The sequence below is a fragment of the Streptomyces sp. CG4 genome (assembly GCF_041080655.1).
In the GTDB taxonomy this organism is placed as follows: Bacteria; Actinomycetota; Actinomycetes; order Streptomycetales; family Streptomycetaceae; genus Streptomyces.
Window position 1 is genome coordinate 6,223,698 of the sequence record NZ_CP163525.1, and the last position, 21,242, is coordinate 6,244,939.

Sequence of the window (21,242 nt, forward strand, 5' to 3'; positions counted from 1 at the left end):
CACCGAAGGTAGGGGTAACGTGTAACCCGTGGCAAGCTGATCGCGCGATCCGCCCCCGAAAGAGGAGGAGCAACCCCCCCATGGTCCAGAGGCGCGAACCAACAGCCCGTCAGCTGCGCCTGGGAGTCGAATTGCGCAGGCTGCGCGAGGCGGCAGGACTCACCGCCGTCCAAGCGGCGGCGCTACTCGGGGTGAACAGGGTCCAGATGAGCCACATCGAATCAGGCCTCACGGGAGTCAGTGAAGAGCGGCTGCGTCGACTCGCGTCCCATTACGCCTGTACAAACGCGGAGTTCATCGATGCCTTGGTCGAGATGGCCACGGACCGGACACGAGGTTGGTGGGAGGAGTACCGGGGCCGGCTTCCTACGTCATTCCTGGACCTGTCCGAGTTGGAGCACCACGCCCGATTCCTGCGCCACGTAGCAATCCTCTATGTGCCGGGCCTGCTGCAGACGGAGGACTACTCGCGTGCCGTCTTCTTGTCCAGGCTGCCGGAACTGACCGGCGAGGAAGTCGAGTTGCGCATCCAGCACCGTAGGGCCCGCCAGGAGTTCAGCATCCCGTACGAAGCGGTGATCCATGAGGCGGCCCTTCGGATCAGAGTCAGCGACCGTGCCACCGCAAGGGCTCAACTCACCCGGCTCCTTGAGCTCTCCGAAGCCGACCACATCACCGTGCGCGTCATCCCCTTCGATCTGGACGGCTTCGCCAGAGCCTCCAGCGCGATGACGTATGTGGGCGGCACCCTGCCCAAGCTGGACACCGTGGTACGGGATGCACCTCACGGTTCCGTGTTCATCGACTCCGAAGCTCAGCTCGGTACCTATCGAACGCGCTTCCGTAAGGTGGAGCGCGTATCGCTCGACCCCGACCGGTCGCGGGACTTCATGCGCGATCTGACCAAGGAGCTGTGAAGCCTCCCATGAGCCCACTCGACAACTGGCGGAAGTCGTCCTATTCCGGCGAAGGCGACGGCAACGAATGCGTGGAGATCGCCGCCACCCCCACCCACATAGCCATACGTGACTCGAAGACCCCCACCCGAGCTACCCTCACCTTCCCCGCCCCCTCCTTCACCGCGTTCCTCGGGGCCCTGAAGAAGCGGGACGTGACACCGTAGCGCCTGCGACTGCGCCCGCACCGGCGCGAGGCCTCAGCCGTATCGCCCTGTTCAGGGCCAGAAGGCAACGGCCAGGCCGATCAGCGTGCCGAGGACGACGAGGCCGCCGAAGATGCCGAAGCCGATGCCAACCTTCACGCTCGTGGGCCGCAGTTCCTGCCACCCCAGTTCCTGGGCCACGCCCCGGATCAGGCGATGGCCGTCGGCCGACGAGAAGCGGTATCGCCCGGTGCCGTCCGGCGTCCCGCCCTTGACGACATACAGGATCCGCCCGGCGGACACCGTCTTGCCCAGGCGGACACCGCCCGGGCCGGCCCCGTATCCGACGGTGCGGACGATGTCCGTCATGGTGAATGCCCGCTCCTGCCGGCGCAGCACGACGCGGTAGGTGTGCACCTGCCGTTGCCGTTCCCGGCTGGGGACGTCAACGGTCAGCTCGAATCCCTGCCCTGTACGGCTCATGCGATACGGCGTGTCCGTGACGGCGGCCTCGATACGGGCCTGGAACTCCCCGACGGCGTCGGTCCTGTTGGCTCCCCACATGGGCAGGCACGGTAACAGTGCCATTGTCAGACCCCACCAGTACCGTCGGTCGTGTGGAGGGACTCGCTTGCGCCGAGGGCTCTGTGGCGGGGCTGTGACGTTAGACGGTTGCAGGTGCGATCGCCAGCTGTGAGCATGGCAAGGGCGGAAACGTTTCTTATCAGCCCGTACCGGGGGAGGCCATATGAAGTTCGACATGGGTGCGCAGACGTTGTCGACGTTGATGCGTGATTCGCGTGGGTCGAGTCAGGATCTGGGGACGTTGATCCGGCAGTTGGTGCAGGCGGCGGAGCCGTTGGAGGGGAAGTTCAACGGTGCGGGTCGTGCGGCGTTCGATCAGTTCAAGGCGCGGGCGGACGGGATCGCGAAGGAGCTGAATGGGTCGCTGGGGGCGATCCTGGGTGGTCAGTCCGGGATGGACAGTGCGTTCAGTACGGGTGACCAGGAGCAGGGTGACAACGCGAAGCGGCAGATGGGTTCGGCCAACTTCGACGCGGCGCGTTTCTCGGGCCGCTGAGTGTCTGTGCGTTTCGGAACTTTTTCGGGGAGTGGTGTGTGATGGCGGGTGCGAATGCGGATCGTCGGTCGTACGACACGTCGGCGTCGGCGGATGTGCAGGGGAATCTCGCGGGGGTGATCGCTCAGTTGGAGACGGTCATCGGGGCGCGGGACAAGCAGGTGAAGAAGGCGATGGCGGACTTCACGGCGGATGGTGTGGCGGATGAGTACCACGGCAAGGAGCGTCGTTGGAATCATGCGTCGCAGGAGGTGCGGAACATCATTCATCTGCTGAAGACGACGATGGAGAAGAACGACTCGACGGCGCATTCGACGCTGGCGAGGGCGAAGTCCGCGGTGGACAACATCGGCTGAACGGCGGTCTTGGCCGTGTGTTCCTGATCGCTTGTTCTTGATGGTTCGTGACGGCTGGGTGCCGGGTTCACGGGGGTGGGTATGACGGGCTGGGATCTGCATCCGCAGGGCATCAATCATGTGCTGACGACGACGGAGAAGACGGCGTCGCATCTGGAGACGTACGCGAACGATTTCGGTACGCATCTGCAGTCGGCGGCGTCGAGTGCGGGCACGATCTCCGCGGACGGCGGCTCCGGCGGTCACGGTGGTCATGGCTGTCATGGCGGTCATGGCGGTCATGGCGGTCAGGGTGGCCAGGGCAAGGACGGCGGGAAGTCGTCGGGCGGTCTGGTGGCGTTGGCGTTGTCGCAGTATGCGGAGCGTGCGACGAAGGACTTGCAGTTCATCGCGGCGCGGGCGGGTAAGTCGTTGCAGGGTGCGGTGGATGCGACGAAGGCGTACATGGACGGGGACGAGGCGATGGCCGCGCGTGCGCAGCGTGATGCGTCGATGCCCGGGGTGAAGATGCCGGGAGTGGGCCAGGCGTGATCAAGCCGGAGGAGATTCCTGAGTTCACTGGTGATCTGGAGCAGTTGGAGAAGGATTACGGTGCGCTGAAGAAGGATGCCGGGCTGGTCCGTTCCACGGGTGCGGATGTGCATGGGCAGTTCCAGAAGCTGCGGGGGTTCTATCAGGCTCCGGAGGCGGAGAAGCTGTTCGGCTCGACGCGGCCGGTGGCGGACCGTTCGGATGCGTTCGCCACGCATCTGGAGACGGTGTCGTCGGCGTTGTCGGGGTATGCGGCGGAGATCCGTCCGCTGGTGGCGAAGCTGAAGCAGCTCAGGCATGACGCGGTGGCGTTCGTCGACTCGGTCAAGGGTGATCACGACTGGGAGTACGACGAGGACAAGGTCAAGAAGAACAACCAGCTGCGTGATGATGTGACGGCGGCGGTGGCGGCGTTCTGGGCGGCGGAGCGGACGTGCCACAACAAGATCACGGCGATCTGGCACGGGACGCAGATGGTCGCCGGGGATGGCTCCAACAGGTCGGACATGTACGGCTACAACGCTTCGGACCTGAAGGGTGCGAAGGGGTTGCCGTGGGGTGATCCGGTGGAGCAGAAGCACCACTGGTACGAGTTCGGGCACTGGGCGAAGTCGTTCCTGTGGGACGGCATTTGTGTGGACGGGATCTGGGGCACGATCAAGGGTCTGGGGACCCTGGTGGGTGTCGATGGCTGGGATGCGATGAAGCAGGCCTGGAAGGGTCTGGCGCAGCTGGCGACGGCGCTGGAGTTCATGGCCAATCCGGTGACGGCGGCGGCGTTCTTGCTGGTGCCGGACAAGTACATGCCCTCGTGGCTGCGTGAGTCGCGCAACACGATGAAGCAGACCGGTAAGGCGTTGCTGGCGTGGGACGAGTGGGGCAAGAACCCCGCGCGCGCCGCGGGTGGGGTCACCTTCAATGTGCTGACGACGGTGTTCACCGGTGGTGAGGGTGCGGCGGTGGCGGGTGCGGGCAAGGCCGGCGCGGTGGCCAAGGCGATCTCGGTGGCGGGCAAGGTCGGCAGGGTCATCGACCCGATGACGTACGTGATGAAGGGCGCCGGCGCCGGACTGTCCAAGATCGGCGACATCGGCAAGGCCCTGAAGGGCGCCGGGAAGATCGACATCCCCAAGATCCCCGACAACGCGATCACCCTGCCCGAGGGCACGGTGCACCTGCCCGACGGGACCGTCCACCTCCCCGAAGGGGTGGACATCCCCAAGGGCGGCGTCGAACTCCCGAACGGCAACGTCAAGTTGCCCGACAACGCCCCACTGCATCCCGCGGGCACCGAACCCCTCCACACACCCGAGGGCGAACCGGCACTGTTCGCCGACGAACACGGCAACATCGTCGATCACCACGGCAACACGCTGATGCACCGCGAGGGCGGCTCCCAGGACATCGCAAAGCAGTCCCCGGATGGCTCGGACGTCCTGCATACCGGCTCCCCAGCCAAGGAACCCGCCCTGGTCGGCGCAGTCCCCCACGTCGGGGACGACTCTGGGCACATGGGTGAAAGCGCCGCCGGAGGGACTGCAACTTCCGCCGATAACCTCATCACTGACGGAGCACACTCTGCACATGCCTCGCATGCGTCGACGAACGTTGTTCACGATGCCGTCGGCGGTGGAGGACACAGCGGTCATGGAGTGCCCGACACGTCACATTCAAGCAGTGACGCCGCGCACGGATCGCACCCGGGAGGCGAGCCCAGCCATCATCCGGAACCGGATGGGGCGCCAGGCCACGACCACACGGAAAACGTGTCGGACGGCATGAGCCATGACGGGACCGCTGCGCATGAGGGCGGCTCTCCAACCATGTCGGGTGATGATCCGATCCACATGGCGAATGGGCGGGATTACGAGGCGAAATGGGGCACGGATTCGACGGTCCCTGCCCCGCCCAAGGTGCCGGGCGATATTGTGTTGGAAACGGGTGACCATGTGTACTTCCGGGAAGGTTCAACAGCGGTTGGTTATGACGACAGCACGTTGACCAATTTTGAAAAGGTCAAGCCTTTGGAGGGTTACCACGATGTTGTGGTGCATGGAAACAACCGGGGGCACTTCGTGCCTGGCCGGGTGAACCACTCCGACGTGAGCTTCCCTGCCGGCGAGACGCATCCCACGCACATTGCTGAAGCCATCAGGAACAACCCCGGCTACGATGGTGGACCTGTCAGGCTGATTTCCTGCCATAGTGGGACAGTGGCCGAGGGATCTCTGGATGTGCCTGCTGCGCAAGCGTTGGCCAATGAACTTGGCGTCCCGGTCATGGCGCCCACGAATAAGGTAGGGGTGTCCAGATTGAGGGGCCCAGGACAGACCCCGAAGATCTTTGACAACGGCTACTGGCGAACCTTCTTCCCCATCAGTCATTAGGGCAGGTGTACACCGTGAAGATTGCAGGATTCTTCCAAGAGCTATGGACCCCGGCCTTTGGTGCCCGGATCGGGAGCATCCATGGATTCCTGGCGTCAGCTCCGTACGATGACGAGGGTAAGATTATCGAATATCTACGCTCTGGTCATGAAATCTTTAGCGTTATGGGTGCTGCTGCTGATGTCCTCGACCCTGACCGGGAATTTCTTAGCGGGGATTCCCTCCTGACAGACGGGGAATGGCTGTGGAGGGCTGATCTCTGGCGCTACGTGCACCTTCACCATGTTCTGCTTCCGGACGAGTTCCTTCGTAGAATCCGGGATAATGCTTATTCTGTGCCGACAGTAGAGAATTCTCGACTTCTGGAAGTGCTCGATTTCGTCGAAGCTAGATGGTGAAATCGGCCGGCGGTCTCGTGTCCCGTATGGGTTCCCGCTCTATTTCCTTCGGGTGGCGTCGCAGCCCAGCGACTGCGGGATTGGGGTGGCGTCAGCGAAGGTGGTCTGGACGCTATGGGCCTTGACTTCGGCGGGGCGGACCTCTCGCACGCTGTTTTCTCCGGATCATGGTGCAACGGCGTCAAGCTGATGAACGCCAAGCCTGGGGGTACGCGCATCATGGGATCCTCACTGCTGGGGGGTTGACTTCCGCTCCGCAGATCTAAGTCACTCCGCGTCGAGGGGGGGGAAGGGATCTCGCGGGAGCTGTCGGGCGCGGACCCGCAGAAATGGATCCAAGAGCGCGGTGGAAACATTCGAGCGATGCACACGAACCCGCAGAGCCCTTCTGCTTGACGAGGGTGGAGTGTTGGACCGACCGACGAGGGACATGACTTCGCTGCGGCTGGCGCAAGACGTACGGAAATGGCTCACGGCGCATGGTTGGTCTCCTGGCCGTGACATCGGCGAGGAGGCCGAAGAGTTGGTCCTGGCGCGGGTGCAGGACTCCGAGCGGCAAGGTGTCCCGCTGTCCCCGGTTCCGCCCGCACTTCATGTCATCCATACCTACGGCCGAATACACCGGGTGTCGCGTGGGTCATGGATCCGACCGTGGGTTAGGACGGAGACGCGACGGCCGTCATGGAGCTGGCCGCGGGACTCGGAACGGCTCTGTTCCCTGTGGGACATGAGGCCTCGGAGTGCGGAATTCTGTTGGTGGACGAGAACGGTCGTTTCTTCCACCTTCACCACACCGGTGGGTATTACTTGGGGGACAGCGCGTTCGACGCATTCTCGCGGTTCTTGCAGGGACTGCCGGATCCCGACGCGGAGGACTACTTCGTCTGATCGTTGCCGCTGATCCGGAGGACCGGGTGCAGCGTGACGCCCCCGCTGTCACACCCCACCGGTACCGTCGGATCATGGCTCAACAGGCGGGGACCCCCACGAGTGGCGAGCGGCGGATGGCCGTGCTTGAAGGTGTGCTGGAGAGGATCACGTACGCCAACGAGGAGAACGGCTACACGGTCGCCCGGGTCGACACCGGAAGAGGGGCCGGCGATCTCCTCACGGTCGTCGGTGCGCTGCTCGGTGCCCAGGTCGGGGAGTCGCTGCGGATGGAGGGCCGTTGGGGCTCGCACCCCCAGTACGGCAAGCAGTTCCACGTCGAGAACTACACGACCGTCCTGCCCGCCACCGTCCAGGGCATCCGGCGATACCTGGGGTCCGGTCTGGTCAAAGGGATCGGGCCGGTCTTCGCCGACCGGATCACGCAGCACTTCGGCACCGACACCCTGCGCATCATCGAGGAGGAGCCCAAGCGGCTCATCGAGGTGCCGGGGCTGGGGCCCAAGCGGACCAGGAAGATCGCCGACGCCTGGGAGGAGCAGAAGGCGATCAAGGAGGTCATGCTCTTCCTCCAGACCGTCGAGGTGTCGACGTCCATCGCCGTGCGGATCTACAAGAAGTACGGGGACGCTTCGATCGCCGTCGTCAAGAACCATCCCTATCGACTCGCCGCCGACGTCTGGGGCATCGGCTTCCTCACCGCCGACAAGATCGCCCAGTCCGTCGGGATTCCGCACGACAGCCCGGAGCGGGTCAAGGCCGGTCTGCAGTACGCGCTGTCCCAGTCCGCCGACCAAGGGCACTGCTTCCTGCCCGAGGAGCGGCTGATCTCCGACGCCGTGAAGCTGCTCGCCGTCGACACCGGACTTGTCATCGAGTGCCTCGCCGAGCTGGCCCAGCCGGGAGAGGACGGCGCGGACCCGGGCGTTGTACGGGAGAAGGTGCCCGGGGTGGACGGTGGCGACTCCGAGCCCGTCACGGCCGTGTACCTCGTGCCCTTCCACCGGGCCGAACTCTCCCTCTCCGCCCAGCTCCTCCGCCTCCTCCGCACGGACCAGGACCGTATGCCGGGCTTCCAGGACGTCGACTGGGACAAGGCCCTCGGCTGGCTGAAGACGCGCACCGGGGCCGATCTCGCGCCCGAACAGGAGGCCGCCGTACGCCTGGCGCTCAGCCAGAAGGTCGCCGTTCTCACCGGCGGGCCCGGCTGCGGCAAGTCCTTCACGGTCCGGTCGATCGTGGAGCTGGCCCGCGCCAAGCGTGCCAAGGTGCTGCTCGCCGCGCCGACCGGGCGGGCCGCCAAGCGACTCGCCGAGCTGACCGGGGCGGAAGCCTCCACCGTGCACCGGTTGCTGGAGCTGAAACCGGGTGGCGATGCCGCCTATGACCGGGATCGGCCGCTCGATGCCGACCTGGTCGTCGTCGACGAGGCCTCCATGCTGGATCTGCTCCTCGCCAACAAGTTGGTCAAAGCCGTGCCCCCCGGCGCCCATCTGCTCTTCGTCGGGGACGTCGACCAGCTGCCCAGCGTCGGTGCCGGCGAAGTGCTGCGCGATCTGCTCGCCGACGGGAGCCCCGTCCCCGCCGTGCGGCTCACCCGGGTCTTCCGGCAGGCCCAGCAGTCCGGTGTCGTCACCAACGCGCACCGGATCAACGCCGGGCAGCATCCGCTCACCGACGGGCTGAAGGACTTCTTCCTCTTCGTGGAGGACGACACGGAGGAGGCCGGGCGGCTCACCGTGGACGTGGCGGCTCGTCGGATTCCGGCCAAGTTCGGGCTGGATCCGCGGCGGGACGTGCAGGTCCTCGCGCCGATGCACCGGGGGCCGGCCGGGGCGGGCGCCCTCAATGGGCTGCTCCAGCAGGCCATCACCCCGGGCCGCCCGGACCTGTCCGAGAAGCGGTTCGGCGGCCGGGTCTTCCGGGTCGGCGACAAGGTCACCCAGATTCGCAACAATTACGAGAAAGGGAAGAACGGTGTCTTCAACGGCACCGTCGGCGTCGTCACGTCGCTGGATCCGGTCGACCAGCGCCTGACGGTGCTGACGGACGAGGACGAGGAGGTTCCGTACGAATTCGACGAACTGGACGAACTGGCCCATGCGTACGCGGTGACCATCCACCGTTCGCAGGGGAGCGAGTATCCCGCCGTCGTGATCCCCGTCACCACCAGCGCATGGATGATGTTGCAGCGGAACCTGCTGTACACGGCGGTGACACGGGCGAAACGGCTGGTCGTCCTCGTCGGTTCACGCAAAGCGATCGGACAGGCGGTGCGCACGGTGTCCGCGGGGCGGCGTTGCACGGCACTGGACTTCCGGCTGCATGGCGCCTGACCTGGCGCTGGGCAGACGTGGCGACCTGCATCACAAAAAATGATCGATCAAATGAGTCGTGAAGGTCACAGAGCACTTCCAGATGCCGTTCGGAGGGGGCAGGATGGGCAAGTTGGCGGCACTCAGTGCCGCCAATGAGCCCAATGGTCGACCCCGAGTGCACTCTCCTGAGCCAAATGGGGGATGGTAGAGACAGTCAGGGCACCTCGAAGATGAGGCACTACGTCGGTGAGGGAAGACGTGAGCGACAACTCTGTAGTACTGCGGTACGGCGACGGCGAGTACACCTACCCGGTGGTCGACAGCACCGTCGGCGACAAGGGCTTCGACATCGGGAAGCTCCGCGCCCAGACCGGTCTGGTGACTCTGGACAGCGGGTACGGCAACACGGCCGCCTATAAATCCGCTGTCACCTACCTCGACGGCGAGGCGGGCATCCTCCGCTACCGTGGCTACCCCATCGAGCAGCTGGCCGAGCGCTCCACCTTCCTCGAGGTGGCGTACCTGCTGATCAACGGCGAGCTGCCCACCGTCGACGAGCTGGCCACGTTCAAGAACGAGATCACGCGGCACACCCTGCTGCACGAGGACGTCAAGAACTTCTACAAGGGCTTCCCGCGCGACGCCCACCCGATGGCCATGCTGTCCTCGGTCGTCTCGGCGCTGTCCACCTTCTACCAGGACAGCCACAACCCGCACGACGAGCGGCAGCGCGACCTCTCCACGATCCGGCTGCTCGCGAAGCTCCCGACGATCGCGGCGTACGCGTACAAGAAGTCGATCGGCCACCCGTTCGTCTACCCGCGCAACGACCTCGGCTACGTCGAGAACTTCCTGCGCATGACCTTCTCGGTCCCGGCGCAGGAGTTCGAGCTGGACCCGGTCGTGGTCTCCGCGCTGGACAAGCTGCTGATCCTGCACGCCGACCACGAGCAGAACTGTTCGACGTCGACGGTCCGCCTGGTGGGTTCGTCGCAGGCGAACATGTTCGCCTCGATCTCGGCCGGCATCAGCGCCCTGTGGGGCCCGCTGCACGGCGGTGCCAACCAGTCCGTGCTGGAGATGCTCGAGGGCATCCAGGCCAACGGCGGAGACGTCGACTCCTTCATCCGCAAGGTGAAGAACAAGGAGGACGGCGTCCGTCTGATGGGCTTCGGCCACCGGGTCTACAAGAGCTTCGACCCGCGCGCCAAGATCATCAAGGCCGCCGCGCACGACGTGCTGTCCGCTCTCGGCAAGTCCGACGAGCTGCTGGACATCGCGCTGAAGCTGGAGGAGCACGCCCTCTCCGACGACTACTTCGTCTCGCGCAACCTCTACCCGAACGTCGACTTCTACACCGGTCTGATCTACCGGGCCATGGGCTTCCCGACCGAGATGTTCACGGTCCTGTTCGCCCTCGGCCGGCTGCCGGGCTGGATCGCCCAGTGGACCGAGATGATCAAGGAGCCGGGCTCCCGCATCGGCCGCCCGCGCCAGATCTACACGGGCGTCGTCGAGCGCGACTTCGTGCCGGTCGAGGAGCGCTGACACCTGCCGGTGGGGGCTCTCACCGGTGCTCGGTGGGCCAGTTCTGCCCTCGCCGGTGGCGTCGGTCGGCCTCTTGGGCTCGGGTCGGCGACGGCCCCGGGTCCGGCCGGGGGTCCGGCCGCCGGCTGAGCCGCTGCCGGATGCCGCGCCCCACGGGCGGATGCCGCGTCCCACGGGCACGGCCCGGCGCGACTTCCTGCCGGTCGAGGAGCACTGAGCGCGCCGAGTGCCAAAGGGCCTGCCCGGTCGGCGGGCCCGGTAGCAGCGCCGGGAATCGGCGCTGACACGCGGAAAGCTGGCAGCTGAGACGCGGAAAGCCGACAAGCGAAAAGCGGAAGGCGCCCTGTCGCCGGTCCCCCCACGGGCCGACGATCAGGGCGCCTTCCCATGTCCCGGTGCGGATTCCCCCCACGGGATCCGGCCGGGCGCTCGGAGAGGACAGCGCCTGAATCGCTGTCGGTGAGCAGAATGAGCAAAACTCGTCCTGCCCCAGTGATGCGGTGCGATCTGCCGGGACAACGCACGCTGGGAGGGCCGCTCAAAGCTCCCCGGTGTACGTGCCCCGGCAACGCATCTCTGAGGAAGTCCCCCAAGACATCCCCAGACGCCGGACGACGCCCCCCAAGACGCCGAACCGACATCGCCAACTTAGACCTTCGAACCCCTTCGATGGTTACGTTCGCATCACTGTGATCTGCGTCTCTTGCATATGTCCTTTAGGTACGCAAGAGCCCCGATACGGCGATCGGAGCCCAAGCGTAAGGAAGATGCGCGAGCCTTGTGAAGAGCTTATGTGAGGCTCGCGCCGGACTCTAGGGGGTCTCTCACTTCGGCTTGTGGCGAACCGCCGGTAACCCCGCGGGACTTCAGCGGAAGCGGCGCAGCCGCAGGCTGTTGGTCACCACGAACACCGAGGAGAAGGCCATCGCCGCCCCTGCGATCATCGGGTTGAGCAGCCCGGCGGCGGCCAGCGGCAGCGCGGCCACGTTGTAGCCGAAGGCCCAGGCCAGGTTGCCCTTGATGGTGGCCAGCGTCCGCCGGGACAGCCGGATGGCGTCCGCGGCCACGCGCAGGTCCCCGCGCACCAGCGTCAGATCGCCCGCCTCGATCGCGGCGTCCGTGCCGGTGCCCATGGCGAGGCCCAGATCGGCGGTGGCGAGGGCGGCCGCGTCGTTGACGCCGTCGCCGGCCATGGCCACGGTCCGCCCCTCGCGCTGCAGCCGTCGTACGACGTCCACCTTGTCCTCGGGGAGCACCTCGGCGTACACGTTCCGGGCGTCGATGCCGACGGTCTTCGCGACCGCCTCGGCGACCGTCCGGTTGTCGCCGGTGAGCAGCACCGGCGTGAGCCCGAGGGCGCGCAGTTCGCCCACCGCCGCCTCGCTGGTCTCCTTGATCGCGTCGGCGACGGCGAGGACCCCGCGGGCCCGCCCGTCCCAGCCGGCCACGACGGCCGTACGACCCTCCTGCTCGGCCTCGCGGGCTGCCCGGACCACCTCCTGCGGCAGCACGTCGTAGAGGCGCCCCACGGCCACCTCGCGGCCGTTCACGCGCCCGCGTACGCCTCGCCCGGGGACGTTCTCGAAACGCTCGACCGCGGGAAGTGCTCCGGCGCGCTCCTCGGCGCCGGCGGCGATCGCGCGGGCGACCGGGTGCTCCGAGGCGTGCTCCAGGGCGCCGGCGAGGCGCAGCAGCTCCTGCTCGTCCTCGCCCTCGGCGACGTACACCGCCTGGAGCGTCATCCGGCCGGTGGTGACCGTGCCGGTCTTGTCCAGGACGACGGTGTCGACGCGGCGCGTGGACTCCAGTACCTCGGGGCCCTTGATGAGGATGCCGAGCTGGGCGCCGCGTCCGGTGCCGACCATCAGCGCGGTCGGCGTGGCGAGGCCGAGCGCGCAGGGGCAGGCGATGATCAGGACCGCGACGGCGGCCGTGAACGCGGCGACCGTGTCGCCGGTGAAGCCCAGCCAGACGCCGAAGGTCGCGACGGCGATGAGGATGACCACGGGCACGAAGACCGCGGAGATCCGGTCCGCGAGCCGCTGCACCTCGGCCTTGCCGTTCTGCGCGTCCTCCACGAGCCGCGCCATCCGGGCCAGCTGGGTGTCCGCGCCGACCCGGGTGGCCTCCACGACCAGCCGGCCGCCCGCGTTGACCGTGGCACCGGTCACCCGGTCGCCCGGACCGACGTCCGCCGGCACCGACTCGCCGGTCAGCATCGACGCGTCGACCGCGGAGACGCCCTCGATCACCGTGCCGTCGGTGGCGATCTTCTCGCCGGGCCGTACGACGAACCGGTCGCCGACGGCCAGGGCCGACACGGGCACGCGTACCTCACGGCTGTCCCGTAGCACCGCGACGTCCTTGGCGCCCAGCTCCATCAGCGCCTTCAGGGCCGCGCCCGCGCGGCGCTTGGAGCGGGCCTCCAGATAGCGGCCGAGCAGGATCAGGGCGACGACTCCGGCGGCGACCTCCAGGTAGATGGTGGAGGCGCCGTCCCTGCGCGCGACGGTGAAGCGGAACTCGTCGTGCATGCCGGTCATGCCCGCGTCGCCGAAGAACAGGGCCCACAGCGACCAGCCGAACGCGGCCAGTGTGCCGACCGAGACCAGGGTGTCCATGGTGGCGGCGCCGTGCCGGGCGTTGCTCCACGCGGCCCGGTGGAAGGGCGCGCCGCCCCAGACGACGACGGGCGCGGCGAGGGTCAGCGACAGCCACTGCCAGTTGTCGAACTGCAGCGCCGGGATCATCGCGAGCAGCACCACGGGCGCGGCGAGCAGCGCGGAGACGAGCAGCCGGTGGCGCAGGGCGCCGAGTTCGGGATCCCGCTCGGGGGTTTCCGGGGCCGCCTCGGGCTCCGGCGCGGGCGGCGCGGGTTCCTCGGCGGTGTAGCCCGTCTTCTCCACGGTGGCGATCAGGTCGGCCACCCCGACGCCCGCACCGAAGGCGATCTTCGCCTTCTCGGTGGCGTAGTTGACGGTGGCGCTGACGCCGTCCATGCCGTTGAGCTTCTTCTCCACGCGGGCGGCGCAGGAGGCGCAGGTCATCCCGCCGATGAGCAGCTCGACCCGGGACGTGCCGGCTTCGGAGGTGTCGCCTATCGGGCTCGCCGGCCCGGTCTCTGTGGTGGTGCTGGTCATGTCCGGACTCCAGACATCGGACCGGGCCGTGCGGATCCAGTATCAGCTGGTCGGCACGGCCCGATCGGGGAAAGGTTTCGGTTCCCGCGCGCGGGTGCGGGACCGGTCGTACGGGCCGCTGCGGCTCAGACCCGGCCGGCCAGCTCGAAGCCGGCCTCGTCCACGGCGGCGCCCACCGCCTCGTCGTCCAGCGGGGCCTCGGAGACCACGGTCACCTCGCCGGTCGACGCGACGGCCTTCACCGAGCTGACGCCGGGGATCTCGGAGATCTCGCCGGAGACGGCGCCTTCGCAGTGGCCACAGCTCATGCCGGTCACCTTGTAGACCGTGGTGACGGAGCCCTGGGTGTCGGTGTGGGCGGTCATGTCGTTACTCCTCGTCGAGGCGTGTGGGGCCGGTGGGGCCCGCGAGGGAACCCCACGTTCTTCAAACACTATACCCCTAGGGGGTATTTCTCCAAGAGGTGCCCCGGCGAGTCAGCGACCGCACCCAGCCGACCCCGGCCAGTGCCACCAGGGCCGGCCCGCCGACCGAGAACAGCGTGAACAGGTATTCCTGCTCGGCGCTCGGCCGGACGAGGTACTCCTGGGCGAACGGCCGCCCTTGCGCGCCGGTGCCGGTCAGCCGCGCGACCATCCAGATCGCAAGGCTGTGCGTGGAGTCCCACAGGGCGTGCAGCAGGGACACGCCCAGGCACGTGCCGAGTACCGGCGCGGTGAGACGGAAGTCCCCGTTCAGGCGGCGCCGGGACAGCAGCGCTCCGCCGGCGATCGCGGTCCACAGACCGTGCCCGAAAGGCGCGAGCACCCCGCGCAGGAGCTCCGTCTGCAGCAGGGCGCGCAGCCCGATGCCCTCGCCGGAGACGGCCGCCTCGAAGGCGTACCCGGCGCTCTCCAGGGCCGCGAAGCCGAAGCCGACGGCCGCCCCGAGCGCCAGTCCGGCGCGCGTCCCGCGCAGGTACGGCTGCCGGCGCAGCACGAACACCAGCGCCGCGAGCTTGGCCGCCTCCTCGATCAGGCCGACGCCGACGAACATCCCGGGGGAGGGGTGCAGCAGATACGGCCGCGTCAGCGAGGCGCCGAGCACTCCGAGGGTCCCGCCGGCCAGGAAGCAGCCGAGAACCGCGCTGACGCCCAGGTCGCGGCCGTGCCGCTCGTACGCCCACAGCACGAAGGCGACCGGTACGAGAAAGCTGCCGAGCAGGACCAGGGTCGGCAGCAGTGCGCTGTTCCGTGTCTCGTACGTGACCCACGCGATCAGCGACCACAGGGCGAGCCCACCGCCCAGACAGCGCCGCCACAGGCCGGCCCCGATGCGGGGGTACGGCGGTGGCGGCTGCTGGGGGCCGGGTATGCGGGCCTTGGGCGTGCCGGGAGGCGGGGAGTGGCTCACGTCGGTCCCCTCGGACAGCTGCTGGGCGATTTATCCGCACTGTAGGCAGATGTGCCGGGTGTCGCAGTCCGGGAGGGTTCCGTCGATGACCTGGATCCGGGGCGCTGTCCGGGGGGCTCGCCGGGTCACTCGTGGCCGAGTCGGGCGCCCACCAGCGGTTCCAGGTAGCGGATCAGGACGTCCTTGATCTCCTGGACATAGGCCGTGCGCTCGATGCCGTCGTGGGCGAGGACCAGCTCAAGTCCGGCCTTGTAGATGCCGAGGCAGACGTGCGCCGTGCGGGTGACGTCGGCCGGGGTGGCCCCGGGCATGAGGGAGGCGAGCAGGCCCTCGATCCGGCTGACCAGCGTGGTGTGCAGCTGGTCGTGCGTCTCGGCCATCCGGCCCGGGATGTCGGGGCCGTGCATCAGCGTGAAGAACACCGGGTGCTCGGTGTTGAAGGTGATGAACCGGTCGATGGCGGAACCGATCGCCTCCTCCAGCGGGGTGGCGGGGGCGACCGGGGCCAGTGCCTCGCCGTAGGTCTCCCGCATCTCGTGGACGAGCCGGTCGCCCAGCTCGACCGCGATCGCCTCCTTGTTCGGGAAGAACTGGTAGAGCGTCCCCGGTGAGACGCCGGCCTCGCGGGCGATGGCGTTGGTGCTGGCGGCGGCGTAGCCGGTGGTGCAGAAGACCCGGGCGGCCGCTTCGAGCAGCTGGGCGATGCGGCGCTCCCCGCGGGCCTGCCGGCGGCGCGGCTGCTCCTTCGCCTGCGGCTGCTCCTGCTCCGAGGTGTCGGACACGCGTTATCCCCAGCTCTCCAGAAGGCGATTGACAAACGCGAGTGGTCGCTCGCATTCTGGAGAAACGCGAGCGATCTCTCGTGTTTGCCAGTCTATGGCAACGGCTCCTCCGTGCCGCCTGTCTGTGCGGGCACGGCTCCTGGTGAAGGGGACACCGCAGGATGACCGAAGTCAACACGCCACTGTCGACGGGGGGCAGGGCGCCGGAGGGGGCGCCGCCCCGGACCGGCCGCTGGACCCGATTCGTGACGGCCCGTCCCCGCCTGTCGCTGCTGGTGGCCCTGGTGCTCACCGCGCTCGCCGTGCTGGCCGGCAGCGGTGTCGCGGACCGTCTCGGCGGCGGCGGCTGGGAGGACCCGGCCGCCGAGTCGACGTATGCCACCAAGGCCCTGGAGCGGCAATTCCCCGATTCCCAGCCGAACTTGCTGCTCCTGGTCGACTCGGGCCGCGCCTCGGTCGACGATCCGGCGGTCGCCGCCCAGGCCCGCGACCTGGCCGGCCGGCTGGCGCGGGAGAAGGGCGTGACCGGCGTCGGCTCCTACTGGCAGAGCGGGTCACCGGCCCTGCGTGCCAAGGACGGCCACGAGGCGCTGATCGCCGCCCGCATCACCGGCGACGACAACGCGATGGGCAAGACCCTGGACCGCATAGCGCCCCACTACCGTGGCACGCACGGCTCGGTCCGGGTCAAGGTCGGTGGCATCGTCGCCGTCCGGCACGACATGCAGACGATCATCAAGGAGGACCTGACCCGCGCCGAGATGATCGCCCTGCCGATCACGCTCGTGCTGCTGGTGATGGTCTTCGGCAGCGCGGTCGCCGCCCTGCTGCCGCTCGGCATCGGCATCGTCGCCATCCTCGGCACCAACGCCGTCCTGCGCGGTCTGACGACCTTCACCGACGTCTCCGTCTTCGCGCTCAACCTCACCACGGCCCTCGGCCTCGGCCTGGCCATCGACTACGCCCTGTTCATCGTCCGCCGCTACCGCGAGGAACTGTCCACGGGCGCCGACCCGTTGACGGCGGTCGGTGCGACCCTGCGCACGGCCGGCCGCACGGTCCTGTTCTCCGCCCTCACCGTGGCGGTGTCCCTGGCCGCCATGATGGTCTTCCCGCAGTACTTCCTGCGCTCCTTCGCCTACGCCGGCATCGCCGTGGTCCTGCTCGCCGCGGCCGCCGCCCTGATCCTGCTCCCGGCCGCCCTGGTCCTGCTCGGCCACCGGGTCAACTCCCTCGACCTGCGCCGCCTGTTCCGCCGGGGCCGCGAGCCGAAGCCCGCCGAGGGGACGGCCTGGGCACGGACCGCCCGCCTGGTGATGCGCCGCGCCCCGCTCTTCGCCCTCGGCACCACCGTTCTGCTGGTGGTCCTCGGGCTGCCCTTCCTGGGGGTGAAGTTCGGCACCGCCGACGACCGCCAGCTTCCCTCGACCGCCCAGTCCCATGTGGTGCAGGACCAGATCCGCGAGGGCTTCCCGGGCAGCCCCGGCGGCGGTCTGGAGGTCCTCGCCGAGGGCAGGGCCACCGCAGCCCAGTACGCCGCCTACAAGCAGCGGCTGGCCGCCCTGCCCGAGGTGGTCCGCGTCGACGGCCCGCTGGTCAAGGGCGACGCCGCCTACTTCACGGTGCAGCCGAAGGGGGAGGCCGTGGACGGCGCGGCCCAGCGCCTGGTGGGCGCCGTACGAGGCCTCCACCCGCCCTTCGCCACGAAGGTGACCGGCACGGCGGCCGTCCTGGTCGACACCAAGCACGCGATAGCCGAGCGCCTGCCCTGGGCGGCCGTGTTCATCGCCGTCGTCACCCTGCTGCTGGTCTTCCTGCTGACGGGCAGCGTGCTGATACCGGTCCAGGCGGTGGTCCTCAACGCACTCAGCCTGACGGCGATGTTCGGCGCCGTGGTCTGGGTCTTCCAGGACGGCCATCTGTCCGGCCCCCTCGGCTTCACCAGCCCCGGCTCGATCGAGACCACCCTGCCCGTGCTGATGTTCTGCGTGGCCTTCGGGCTCTCGATGGACTACGGCGTGTTCCTGCTCTCCCGCATCAAGGAGGAGTACGACCGCACCGGCGACCACGACGCGGCGGTACGGCACGGACTGCAGCGCACCGGCGGGCTGATCACCGCGGCGGCGGTCATCCTCGCGGTGGTGATGGTCGCCATCGGCACCTCACGGGTGACCAACACCAAGATGCTCGGCCTGGGCATCGCGCTCGCCGTGCTGATGGACGCGATGGTGGTCCGCAGCCTCCTGGTCCCGGCGATCATGCGGCTGACGGGGAGGGCGACTTGGTGGGCGCCGGCGCCGCTGCGGCGGCTGCACGCACGGTTCGGTCTGAGCGAGGGCGAGCCGGTGGCACCGGTGGAGAAGAAGGAGCCGGCGGGGGTGTGAGGTCGTCGGCCGCCGTGGCAGGGTGGGCCCATGAGAGCCCTGGTGTTCGAGCAGTTCGGGAAGCCGGCCGAGGTGCGTGACGTCCCCGACCCGGAACCTGCGGAGCACGGCGTGGTCGTCCGGGTGGAGGCCACCGGCCTCTGCCGCAGCGACTGGCACGGCTGGATGGGCCACGACCCCGACATCACGCTGCCGCATGTACCGGGGCACGAACTGGCCGGTGTCGTCGAGGCGGTGGGGTCCCGGGTGACCGGATGGCGGCCGGGCGACCGGGTCACCGTGCCGTTCGTCTGCGCCTGCGGCACCTGCCCGGCCTGCGTGGCGGGCGACCAGCAGGTGTGCGAACGCCAGACCCAGCCGGGCTTCCACCACTGGGGCTCCTTCGCCGAGTACGTGGCGCTCGACCACGCCGACGTCAACCTGGTCGCGGTCCCGGACGAGATGGCGTACGCCACCGCCGCCGCCCTCGGCTGCCGTTTCGCCACCGCCTTCCGCGCGGTGGTGCAGCAGGGCCGGGTGGCGGCGGGGGAGTGGGTCGCGGTGCACGGCTGCGGCGGGGTCGGGCTGTCGGCGGTGATGATCGCGGTAGCGGCCGGGGCCCGCGTCGTCGCCGTCGACGTGGCACCCCGAGCCCTCGACCTGGCACGGACATTCGGCGCCGCGGAGTGCGTCGACGCCACCGGTGTGGCCGACCCGGCCGCCGCCGTCCGTGAGCTGACCGACGGCGGCGCCCACCTCTCCCTCGACGCGCTCGGCTCGCCCGCCACCTGTGCGGCCTCCGTGCACGGCCTGCGCCGGCGGGGCCGGCACGTCCAGGTGGGCCTGCTGCCCTCACCGGACGGCACCACGGCCGTCCCGCTGGCCCGCGCCATCGCCCTGGAGCTGGAACTCCTCGGCAGCCACGGCATGGCTGCCCACGCCTACTCCGGCATGCTCCGCCTGGTCCGCTCCGGCGTCCTGCGCCCCGAACTGCTGGTGACGTCCACGATCACACTCGACGCGACACCGGCGGCCCTCGCGGCGATGGGTAGGGCAGGAGAGGCCGGCGTCACGGTCGTCGAGCCGTGGACCTGAGAGCGGCCCAAGCTCATGGAACGACTGTGCCCCACACGGTCGGTGGGGCACAGAGGACTTCTTCCGCCGGCCGGGGGACCGGCCGGGGTCAGTCCAGTTGGCGGCCGCGGTTGCCCGGCCGGGAGGCGACCCAGGCGCGGACGGTGTCGGCGTACCAGTAGGGCTTGCCGCCCTCCACATGGTCGGGCGGAGGCAGCAGCCCGTGCTTGCGATAGGACCGTACGGTGTCCGGCTGCACTTTGATGTGTGCCGCGATCTCCTTGTAGGACCAGAGTCTTTGGTCGGTCATGAGTCGTACCTCCCTGCGCGCGCCACAGCGGCGGCCGGGGGTGGCCGTCGGGGGAGCCGGACGAGCGCTGGCGATCACCAAGCCTGTGTCCGGTGAACGACTCACAGTGACCAGAGGACAGGGCCTGTCGACATGGTGTGACGCACAACCCGCGCACACGGGACACACGTGACACGGAGAGGGTGTTTGTGACACAGCCACCACAAAGGCGCACGCCGGTGCGTCGGCACGGCGCGTTGCTCCCGAGTCGATGCGTTGCTCCCAAGTCGATCCAGGGCCGTTGGGAACAGGGCGCATCGACATCCGAGGACGGGCCGGGTCCGCTGCGTCGGACCCGGCCCGCCGGCCTCCCCGCATCCCCGACGGCCGCCTCCCCAGGGGGGCCACCGCCCCGGTCAGGGCGCCTCCCGGGACGGTTCCCCCTGGCCGCCGGACGCCCCCGCTCGCCCTGGGAACCTGCCGGCCGGGCGATCAGCGTGCCCGGTTCCGGGCCTGCGGGTCTTGGAAAAAAGCGCACCGCGGCCGGAGTTGAGCAGCAGGCTCGTCGGCTCGCCCGTCAGACGGTCGGTAGCGGAGCTCGCGTCCGGCAGCCGCCGGGCCGCCAGAAACTCGCCCGGCGTGCAGCCGGTCATGGTCTTGAACTCGCCGCTGAAGTGCGCCTGGTCGTAGTACCCGCACATCGCCGCGGTCTCCGCCTGCCCGTGGCCCGCAGCCAGCAGTCGCCGTGCCCGTTGCAGCCGCAGCACCCGGGCCGCCGCCTTCGGCGGGAGGCCGATCTGTTCCTGGAAGCGGTTCTCCAGGTGCCGTACGCTCCAGCCCACTTCCTCGGCCAGCCGGGGAACCGGGATCCGGCCGGCCGTGCGCAGCAGCAGTGACCAGGCGTGCACCACCCGGTCGGACGCCGGCACGCTTGCGTCCAGCCGCGCCAGCAGCACCCGGTCGAGCAGGGCGAACCGCTGCGGCCAGCCGGGCAACGCGGCGAGCGCGGCGGCGAGTTCGCCGAGCGGTACGCCCGCGGAGTCGGCCAACTCGGCCGGATCCAGCGAGCGGTTGGCCAGCTCGTACTGCGGGGTGCCGAACAGCGTGAACGCGGCCCACGGCGCGAGCAGCACCTCGATCCCGGAGAGCCGGCCCCCGTGTTCACCGACGGCGGGTGCGGTGGTCAGCCCGTTGACCACGGATACCAGGCTCACCGGGGCCCGCCCCGCCCGCGTGATCCGCACCGGCGCCTCGAAGCCCAGCAGCAGCGTGGCCGCACCGATCGGTGTCTCCAGCCGTCGCCGCGGCCGGTCGAGGGCCACCCGTATCCCGCGATAACTGATCACTCCCGGCCGCAACGCCGGATGCGGCCGAGCCGGCACGGTCAACACGGCTCTCATGCTACGAGCGACGCGGGCAACCCCCTAGGCCCTGTCGTCAAACTCCCTCCTGTCCCGCGACGCCATGCCCGCGAACGATCCGCACGCGCGCACCCGCGGAACCCGGCCCCCCGGCAGGCGCCCCCGCCCCGGCTGCCAGGCGCCGATGCGATCCGGATACGGGACAGTGAGGAGGAGGCGGCCGGGGCGAAGC

Annotated in this window: 19 protein-coding genes and 1 pseudogene; 13 read left to right on the forward strand and 7 right to left on the reverse strand. The window is 68.8% G+C overall.

Annotation, left to right across the window (positions count from 1 at the left end; translation table 11 throughout):
* The first annotated feature begins 80 nt into the window (after positions 1-80).
* Positions 81-917, forward strand: coding sequence for a helix-turn-helix domain-containing protein (locus AB5L52_RS28365; RefSeq protein WP_369366963.1), 837 nt, complete (start codon positions 81-83; stop codon positions 915-917).
* 8 nt (positions 918-925) lie between these two features.
* Positions 926-1,123: a DUF397 domain-containing protein gene (locus tag AB5L52_RS28370; RefSeq protein WP_351026747.1), complete on the forward strand. Its 198-nt coding sequence runs from the start codon at positions 926-928 to the stop codon at positions 1,121-1,123.
* A gap of 51 nt (positions 1,124-1,174) precedes the next feature.
* Here the strand turns inward: AB5L52_RS28370 and AB5L52_RS28375 are convergent, their stop codons facing one another.
* Complete coding sequence (locus AB5L52_RS28375; protein ID WP_369366964.1) at positions 1,175-1,666, reverse strand: hypothetical protein; 492 nt, start codon at positions 1,664-1,666, stop codon at positions 1,175-1,177.
* A gap of 184 nt (positions 1,667-1,850) precedes the next feature.
* Between AB5L52_RS28375 and AB5L52_RS28380 the strand changes: the two genes are divergently transcribed.
* The 9 genes and pseudogenes from AB5L52_RS28380 (at position 1,851) to AB5L52_RS28420 (ending at position 10,609) form a co-directional block, all read left to right on the forward strand.
* Positions 1,851-2,183 (forward strand): hypothetical protein, encoded by a 333-nt coding sequence (locus tag AB5L52_RS28380; RefSeq protein WP_351026556.1) that lies wholly within the window; start codon positions 1,851-1,853, stop codon positions 2,181-2,183.
* Positions 2,184-2,224: 41 nt separating this feature from the next.
* Entirely contained in the window at positions 2,225-2,539 is a 315-nt protein-coding gene (locus tag AB5L52_RS28385) for a pore-forming ESAT-6 family protein (RefSeq protein WP_351026754.1), read from the forward strand.
* Between the two features lie 81 nt (positions 2,540-2,620).
* A complete protein-coding gene (locus tag AB5L52_RS28390) occupies positions 2,621-3,070 on the forward strand; it encodes a DUF6507 family protein (protein WP_369366967.1) in 450 nt (149 codons plus the stop codon).
* Complete coding sequence (locus AB5L52_RS28395; protein WP_369366968.1) at positions 3,067-5,457, forward strand: hypothetical protein; 2,391 nt, start codon at positions 3,067-3,069, stop codon at positions 5,455-5,457. The genes AB5L52_RS28390 and AB5L52_RS28395 overlap by 4 nt, the downstream gene beginning before the upstream one ends.
* 14 nt (positions 5,458-5,471) lie before the next feature.
* The gene (locus AB5L52_RS28400; protein WP_351026740.1) at positions 5,472-5,855 is read left to right on the forward strand and encodes a hypothetical protein; all 384 of its coding nucleotides are present in this window, start codon (positions 5,472-5,474) and stop codon (positions 5,853-5,855) included.
* Between the two features lie 430 nt (positions 5,856-6,285).
* Positions 6,286-6,420, forward strand: a pseudogene (locus tag AB5L52_RS28405) (SUKH-3 domain-containing protein); the annotation flags it as partial.
* A gap of 116 nt (positions 6,421-6,536) precedes the next feature.
* Positions 6,537-6,743: an SUKH-3 domain-containing protein gene (locus tag AB5L52_RS28410; RefSeq protein WP_351579369.1), complete on the forward strand. Its 207-nt coding sequence runs from the start codon at positions 6,537-6,539 to the stop codon at positions 6,741-6,743.
* Between the two features lie 74 nt (positions 6,744-6,817).
* Complete coding sequence (locus AB5L52_RS28415) at positions 6,818-9,079, forward strand: ATP-dependent RecD-like DNA helicase (RefSeq protein WP_369366971.1); 2,262 nt, start codon at positions 6,818-6,820, stop codon at positions 9,077-9,079.
* 240 nt (positions 9,080-9,319) lie between these two features.
* Positions 9,320-10,609: a citrate synthase gene (locus AB5L52_RS28420; protein WP_351026735.1), complete on the forward strand. Its 1,290-nt coding sequence runs from the start codon at positions 9,320-9,322 to the stop codon at positions 10,607-10,609.
* 866 nt (positions 10,610-11,475) lie between these two features.
* Here the strand turns inward: AB5L52_RS28420 and AB5L52_RS28425 are convergent.
* From AB5L52_RS28425 to AB5L52_RS28440, 4 genes are all read right to left on the reverse strand, one after another.
* Positions 11,476-13,749, reverse strand: a complete 2,274-nt coding sequence (locus AB5L52_RS28425; protein WP_369366973.1) for a heavy metal translocating P-type ATPase — start codon at positions 13,747-13,749, stop codon at positions 11,476-11,478.
* A 125-nt stretch (positions 13,750-13,874) separates the two neighbouring features.
* A complete protein-coding gene (locus tag AB5L52_RS28430) occupies positions 13,875-14,114 on the reverse strand; it encodes a heavy-metal-associated domain-containing protein (RefSeq protein WP_351579377.1) in 240 nt (79 codons plus the stop codon).
* Positions 14,115-14,190: 76 nt separating this feature from the next.
* Positions 14,191-15,141, reverse strand: coding sequence for a PrsW family intramembrane metalloprotease (locus tag AB5L52_RS28435; RefSeq protein WP_369366974.1), 951 nt, complete (start codon positions 15,139-15,141; stop codon positions 14,191-14,193).
* 125 nt (positions 15,142-15,266) lie between these two features.
* Positions 15,267-15,923: a TetR family transcriptional regulator gene (locus tag AB5L52_RS28440; protein ID WP_351026729.1), complete on the reverse strand. Its 657-nt coding sequence runs from the start codon at positions 15,921-15,923 to the stop codon at positions 15,267-15,269.
* A 161-nt stretch (positions 15,924-16,084) separates the two neighbouring features.
* On the opposite strand from AB5L52_RS28440, the gene AB5L52_RS28445 reads away from it, so the two are divergent.
* Entirely contained in the window at positions 16,085-18,307 is a 2,223-nt protein-coding gene (locus AB5L52_RS28445; RefSeq protein ID WP_369366975.1) for an MMPL family transporter, read from the forward strand.
* Positions 18,308-18,337: 30 nt separating this feature from the next.
* Entirely contained in the window at positions 18,338-19,381 is a 1,044-nt protein-coding gene (locus tag AB5L52_RS28450; RefSeq protein ID WP_369366976.1) for a zinc-dependent alcohol dehydrogenase family protein, read from the forward strand.
* An 88-nt stretch (positions 19,382-19,469) separates the two neighbouring features.
* Here AB5L52_RS28450 and AB5L52_RS28455 read toward each other — a convergent pair whose 3' ends face one another.
* Positions 19,470-19,670: a MerR family transcriptional regulator gene (locus tag AB5L52_RS28455; protein WP_351026725.1), complete on the reverse strand. Its 201-nt coding sequence runs from the start codon at positions 19,668-19,670 to the stop codon at positions 19,470-19,472.
* 395 nt (positions 19,671-20,065) lie between these two features.
* The gene (locus tag AB5L52_RS28460; protein WP_369366977.1) at positions 20,066-21,040 is read right to left on the reverse strand and encodes a helix-turn-helix domain-containing protein; all 975 of its coding nucleotides are present in this window, start codon (positions 21,038-21,040) and stop codon (positions 20,066-20,068) included.
* Positions 21,041-21,242 lie beyond the last annotated feature (202 nt).